General features: G+C 61.6%; 2 protein-coding genes. Both read right to left on the bottom strand.

All coding sequences use genetic code 11. The features are described 5' to 3' along the window. Positions 1–84 precede the first annotated feature (84 nt). Positions 85–1371, bottom strand: coding sequence for a group II intron reverse transcriptase/maturase (ltrA, locus tag AB4Y44_RS42255; RefSeq protein ID WP_368702795.1), 1287 nt, complete (start codon positions 1369–1371; stop codon positions 85–87). 123 nt (positions 1372–1494) lie between these two features. Next, positions 1495–1689, bottom strand: coding sequence for a hypothetical protein (locus tag AB4Y44_RS42250; protein WP_368702794.1), 195 nt, complete (start codon positions 1687–1689; stop codon positions 1495–1497). Positions 1690–1879: the final 190 nt, after the last annotated feature.

Raw genomic sequence — 1879 nt, 5'->3', positions numbered from 1 at the left:
CCAATCGGGATAGGGGCAGGCCTCGCGACCTGACCCCTCCCACGCCACCGTGCGTACGGGTCCGTACACGGCGGCTCGGATCGGTTAGCCGACTGGACCGACAGAGGGAAGTCCAAGAGAACGTAGATACCGGGTTGGCAGTGCGAGACTCAGCGCAGGGCTGCAACTAAGCCGCCACGCATTGTGCGGCGATCCAACGGTCTGAGCGGCGAGATCGCGGCTAACCCCGCGGGCAGTCAGTTCCTTGAAACGGGTCCGGCCACGCTTCCACTGCTTCCAGAAGAAGCAACGGATACGGCGACGAATCCATTCATCGAGGCGCTTCAACACGCTTGGGGTTTCGCAGAAACCAAAGTAGCCACGCCATCCAGTGAGATACCGCTTCAGCGTACCAATCATCTGGTCGACGCTGACGCCTCGGGTGCGCTGTGTCAGTTCCCTGATCCTCTCCTTGAAGCGAGCCAGTGCCTTGGGTGCAATACGCCGTTTGCCCTGTTCCCGGTTCGAGAAGGTAAAGCCCAGAAACTTCCGCGTATGCGGCCGCGCGACAGCGCTCTTCGACTCGTTGACCTTCAGCTTCAGCTTACCGGCGAGGAAGGCTTTCAACCCCGCCATCACCCGGCGGCCCGCGCGTTCGGTGCGTACGTAGACGTTACTGTCGTCGGCGTACCTCACGAACCGCAGTCCGCGTTGCTCAAGCAGCTTGTCAAGATCGTCGAGCATCAGATTGGATAACAACGGTGACAGGGGGCCACCCTGGGGTGTCCCTTCGTCCGTCGCACCAACCAGCCCATTCTCCAGCACGCCGGCCGTCAGGAAGGAGCGGATCAGCTTCAGGACGCGCCTGTCGCTCACCCGCTTTGCCACCCGACTCATCAGGATATCGTGGTTCACGCGGTCAAAGAACTGCGCCAAATCCAGGTCTACCACCCAGCGGTATCCCGCCTGGATGTAGCCCTGCGCGCGCGCCACAGCCTGATGCGCCGAGCGTCCCGGACGGAATCCGTAACTGGAGTCCGAGAACGTCGGGTCCCACTGCCTTTGCAGCACCTGCAACACCGCCTGCTGGACTAGCCTGTCGAGCGCAGAAGGAATGCCGAGCTTGCGCACGCCTCCTCCGTCCGGCTTGGGTATCTCGACCCGTCTCACAGGTTGGGGTTGGTAGGTGCCTTCGAGCAGTGAGGCCCGTATCGTCGGCCAATGCTCCCGCAGGTACGCCGGTAATGCCTGAACTGTCATGCCGTCCACACCCGGTGCACCCTTGTTCGACTTCACGCGCTTCAACGCCTGCTTCAGGTTCTCCCTTTCGCAGACTTCTTCCATCAGCCGGTCACAAGCCGACGGGCTTTCAGGCTCGGGGTTCGCCGTCATAGGTTCAGCCCCTCGATCAGCAGTCACCGGGGCTTCACCCCTGCTTCCGCTATCAAGGGCGCAGTGCGTTTTCTGCTGCGCTCCCATGTCGAGTTCTCCGGCTTACTCGCCGCTCCTTTCCGTTCAGGCCTTCAGGCGTACCCACCGCCCTACTATGCCTTCTGCTGACTCCTGCACGGCGATCAGCAGCCCTTGCGGGCTGCTCAGTCCTGATTCCAGGACACCGGGCAGGCCTCCCGGGGTAAGCCCAACCGCCTTCACCACACGCCTGCCAGATTTACCACCCCAGCCCTTGATGGTTGTGGACTTCGCGATCATTAGCTCGCTCGTCCGACTGGGTAGGCCTCGTATCTGGTTTCTGTTCGTCAGGTCGTGGCTTTGCTACACGCTTCCTTCAGACCCCGCCTCACAACGACGCCCTTGCGTTTCGCTAGCCCTTCACCACCATCAGGTTGGGCAGGGGACTTCCACCCCCAAGCTGTTGTGCATGCCCGGCACACTAAAAAAA

This window comes from Paraburkholderia sp. BR10937, assembly GCF_040965695.1.
Classification (GTDB): domain Bacteria; phylum Pseudomonadota; class Gammaproteobacteria; order Burkholderiales; family Burkholderiaceae; genus Paraburkholderia.
The sequence above is the reverse complement of the archived record's forward strand: the minus strand, read 5'-3'. Positions and strand labels throughout refer to the sequence as shown.